Below are 4049 nucleotides of genomic sequence, written 5' to 3'. Positions count from 1 at the left end.
ATCATATAATTCTGCATCGCTTCATTTCTGTCATAGTAAATGTAATAGCCATGCTGTCTGAATAAATGTCCGTTTTCATAAAGATAAAAGGCATCCTCCCGATCTAATGGATCAGCCGTATAAAAAATTGGTCCTTTATCTTTAAAATTATCACTGTGTATTTTTTCTATTTCTCCGTCCGCAGCTGCAGCCTGCCCCGGTCTCGACAAAAACCACCCCAGTATATGCCTGTTTTTAAAATAATGATTGATTTTGTCATACAAGGCTGTCCATTCATCCGACGATAATTTGAACCGATCCTCTTTCCACTCCATCGGCACTACAGCAACTGCCGCACTGATAAAGTAAATATCCGTACTCTCCTTTTTGACCTTTTCACCAAGAAGAAGTGCTGCTTTTTGAAGAACAGGCTTCTCTCCCGTCATCTGATTCAGATACGTCATCACATAATCTTCTATATATATTTTTATTTTTTCCCCGGGTGTACCTACCTGACGAATATTATTCGGCAATTGAACAGTATTATTTTCCTCGCTCTTAATCTCAACCATGCTGTGCCTCCTTTTCACTTCCCTATGTTAGCATAAGCAGATGTGATTTTTTATCAAAGGCTGTCGGCCTGCCGCTCACAAATGATAGACAATACTGTTAATCCAATGCCGCTTCTTTATCTCCGGTATAAAATATAAAAAAAAGGAAAAACTCCTTTTAATCAAGATAAAAAAAGGATTTTTCCCATGTATTCATCTATATGGATCAACAGCGCACAGCCTGACGCTGCTGATATTTTCAGTCGAAATCTGCGATATTTACTTAACCGTGTCAACCCTCGGGGAAAGCCACTGGCCTTTGCCTGCATCGGATCTGCCAACGTTCCCGGCGACAGCCTCGGGCCATTGATGGGGACCATCCTCACCAGACACGGGCTTCCAAATGTTTATGGGACAATGGAATGGCCGCTGAATGCCCTGACATTGCCCCATAACATGCCGTTATTAAAAACAGTTGAAAAAAAATACTGCCTCATTGCCATAGATGCCGCCATCGGAAATCCGGCGCAAAGCGGTCATCTCACGCTGACAGAAGGTGCACTCTTCCCCGGTTCAGCCCTTCGCAGACAGCTGCCGCCCGTTGGTCAGCTCCATATAACAGGTGTCTTTGACAATCTCACCCATCCCTCTGCCCGCACACTCCTGCCAGCGTTTTGTTATCCACTCACATACGCCATTTTGTCATTGAAGAATGAAAAAAGCCAATAATTCTTATCCCTCCCGGATAAAAATTATTGGCTTATCTTATAGTTCAGTTCTTCCCTCAAGGGCTCTCAGCAGCGTCACCTCATCGATATACTCCAAATCTCCTCCTACCGGCACACCGCTGGCGATCCTTGTCACCTTGATGCCCGTCGGCTTGATCAATTTGCTGATATACATCGCTGTTGTCTCACCTTCAAGGGTGGAATTGGTCGCAATGATCACTTCCGTCACATCTCCCTGAAGTCTTGTCATCAATTCCTTCAGACGAATATCCGACGGACCGATGCCAAGCATCGGCGAGATAGCCCCATGCAGGACATGGTAGACACCTTCATACTTCTGCGTCTTCTCATAAGCTGCCAGATCTCTCGGAGTCTCAACAACCATAATGACATGATGATCCCGCTTCGGATTAGCACAAATCGGACACAGTTCACTATCTGTCAGATTCCAACAGCAGCTGCAGTAGCGAATCTTCTCTCTGGCTGAAACAATGGTTCCTGCCAGATTCTGCACCTGATCCTTTGGCATATTAATAATGTGAAACGCCAGTCGCTGTGCGGATTTGGCACCGATTCCCGGCAGTTTCGATAATTCTTCAATCAGCTTGTTGATCTGATTGCTGTAAGCATCCATTAAAATCCAAAGCCTCCGCCAAGGCCGCCTGTAATCTTCGCCATTGATGACTGAGATACTTCATCCATCTTACGAAGGGCTTCGTTGGCTGCTGCCATGATTAAATCTTCCAGCATTTCTACATCTTCCGGATCAACCACTTCAGGGTCAATTGTTACAGCAACAATTTCCTTCTTGCCGGAAACCTTTACCTTAACAGCACCGCCGCCTGCTGCTGCTTCAACTTCCTTCTCTTCCAGCTCTTTCTGAGCCTCTTCCATCTGACGCTGCATTCTCTGCGCCTGCTTCATTAAATTGTTCATATTACCAGGCATACCACCTGGGAAACCGCCTCTTTTAGCCATTGTTCTTCCTCCTGTTATAATAAAAATATGATATGAATGAATCAGCACTCTCTCCGATTATCTCACAAACAACCGAATTACGCCATACTAATCCTCATAAACAATGTCAATTCCCTGAAATGCCTGTACCGGATCAATAAACTGACTGGCATTCTCGGTCTTATTCAAAGGTACTGCATTCACCTTCACCAGCTTACCAACACGCTCACTGAGGGCATTCTCCAGAGCCTGGCGATGACTCTCTTCCGCGAAATAACCATATCGCATATCATCCGCCAGCGCAATGATCAGCTGATTGTCCGGCCCTTCTGAAATGACAGCCCCTCTGAGCATCACTGCCATACTCGGTGTCAGATCACCGGTCACCTGCTTCCAACGATCGATAATCATCCGAAGATCTTCCGAGACTGCCTTCTGTTCCGGCTGCACCTGTACCCCATTCCCAGACTGCAGACCGCTTATGCCATCGGCATCTCCTCCGGCTGCACCGCCGCCCGAGGACTGTGAAGACACCACAACCCCCTTCGCTACTTTCTGTTCAAGAATAGCCAACCGGTTCAGAACTGCATCCAGATTCCGCTCCATGGCCGGATGACAGAGCTTGATCAATGCCACCTCCACAAGAACACGTTTCTGGGTAGAATAACGCACCTGCCCTGAAAGATCCGAAAAAATACGAATATACCGCATCAGTACCGACGTATCAATACCTGATGCCTCCTGACGCATCACTTCCAGCTGTTCCACAGAGGCTTCCACCAGATCTGTCAGATCACCGGAGCTCTGCACCATCAAAAGATTTCTCAGATACCATGTAAAATCGACAACAAACTGCGTCAGATCCCGTCCCTGCATAACGATCTCATCTATCAGATGAATAACCCCTGAAACATCCTGACTGCAGATGCTCTTCAAAAGACTGCCGAAAACAGAGGTGTCCACTGCGCCAAGGACATCCAGCACATTCTCATACTTCAGTTTCTGTCCAATATAAAATGCGTTGCACTGATCCAAAAGGCTCAAAGCATCTCGCATGGAGCCATCCGCCATTCTGGCAACATAAGCCAGCGCTGCATCTTCTGCATCAATGCCTTCCGCATCAGCCAGTTCCCTCAATCGTCCGGCGATGGTTCCTGTGGAAATACGTCTGAAATCATATCGCTGACATCTTGAAAGAATGGTAATCGGAATCTTGTGTGCTTCCGTCGTTGCCAGAATAAAAATAACATATGACGGCGGTTCTTCCAATGTCTTCAAAAGTGCGTTAAAAGCACCAATGGAGAGCATATGCACCTCATCGATGATATAAACCTTATACTTGCCTTCTGAAGGAGAATAAGCCACTTCCTCTCGAATCTCACGGATATTGTCGACACCGTTGTTGGAAGCCGCATCAATCTCGATTACGTTCATAGAACGCTGCTCATTGACCGCACGGCACATGGCACATTCATTGCATGGGCTGCCATTCACAGGGTGTTCACAATTCACTGCCTTTGCAAAAATCTTGGCAATGGACGTCTTACCGGTTCCTCTTGTACCGCAAAACAGATAGGCATGTCCGATACGATTCATCTCTATTTGATTTTTCAATGTTGTAACGATATGATCCTGTCCTCTGACTTCGTCAAAATTCGATGGACGCCACTTACGATACAATGCCTGATAAGCCATAATCTACCGCCTCTATCTAAATTACATATTATTTGTAACTGTTCAGAGCCAAGCAAAATTTCAAAAACAGGTATAAAATGCTTGCATTTTTAAAACTGTTTTTGAAATTTTATTTGGCGGATACGCCACACCGACGAAA

The 4049-nt window shown here is 45.7% G+C and carries 4 protein-coding genes and 1 pseudogene; 1 reads left to right on the top strand and 4 read right to left on the bottom strand.

Annotated elements, in window-relative coordinates:
• Positions 1 to 551, bottom strand: a pseudogene (locus WMO25_RS15675) (LysM peptidoglycan-binding domain-containing protein); the annotation flags it as partial.
• A 186-nt stretch (positions 552 to 737) separates the two neighbouring features.
• Between WMO25_RS15675 and WMO25_RS15670 the strand changes: the two are divergent.
• The gene (locus WMO25_RS15670; protein ID WP_349086104.1) at positions 738 to 1259 is read left to right on the top strand and encodes a DUF1256 domain-containing protein; all 522 of its coding nucleotides are present in this window, start codon (positions 738 to 740) and stop codon (positions 1257 to 1259) included.
• A 36-nt stretch (positions 1260 to 1295) separates the two neighbouring features.
• Here WMO25_RS15670 and recR read toward each other — a convergent pair whose 3' ends face one another.
• The 3 genes from recR to dnaX form a co-directional block, all read right to left on the bottom strand.
• Positions 1296 to 1892: a recombination mediator RecR gene (recR, locus tag WMO25_RS15665; RefSeq protein WP_015514997.1), complete on the bottom strand. Its 597-nt coding sequence runs from the start codon at positions 1890 to 1892 to the stop codon at positions 1296 to 1298.
• On the bottom strand, positions 1892 to 2236 hold the full coding sequence (locus tag WMO25_RS15660; RefSeq protein WP_015514996.1) for a YbaB/EbfC family nucleoid-associated protein: 345 nt from the start codon (positions 2234 to 2236) through the stop codon (positions 1892 to 1894). The genes recR and WMO25_RS15660 overlap by 1 nt, the downstream gene beginning before the upstream one ends.
• 87 nt (positions 2237 to 2323) lie before the next feature.
• Positions 2324 to 3910 carry a DNA polymerase III subunit gamma/tau gene (gene dnaX / locus WMO25_RS15655; protein WP_349086103.1) on the bottom strand — a complete coding sequence of 529 codons (1587 nt, stop codon included), beginning with the start codon at positions 3908 to 3910 and terminating at the stop codon, positions 2324 to 2326.
• Positions 3911 to 4049: the final 139 nt, after the last annotated feature.

It is taken from the genome of Coprococcus intestinihominis, assembly GCF_040096555.1.
In the GTDB taxonomy this organism is placed as follows: Bacteria; Bacillota; Clostridia; order Lachnospirales; family Lachnospiraceae; genus Coprococcus_A; species Coprococcus_A intestinihominis.
Note: the sequence above shows the minus strand (reverse complement) of the source record. Positions and strands in the feature narration are given on the sequence as shown.

Coding starts and splice junctions, on each gene's coding strand:
- dnaX (WP_349086103.1), bottom strand. CDS start 3,910: ATGGCTTATCAGGCATTGTATCGTAAGTGGCGTCCATCGAATTTTGAC.
- recR (WP_015514997.1), bottom strand. CDS start 1,892: ATGGATGCTTACAGCAATCAGATCAACAAGCTGATTGAAGAATTATCG.
- WMO25_RS15660 (WP_015514996.1), bottom strand. CDS start 2,236: ATGGCTAAAAGAGGCGGTTTCCCAGGTGGTATGCCTGGTAATATGAAC.
- WMO25_RS15670 (WP_349086104.1), top strand. CDS start 738: ATGTATTCATCTATATGGATCAACAGCGCACAGCCTGACGCTGCTGAT.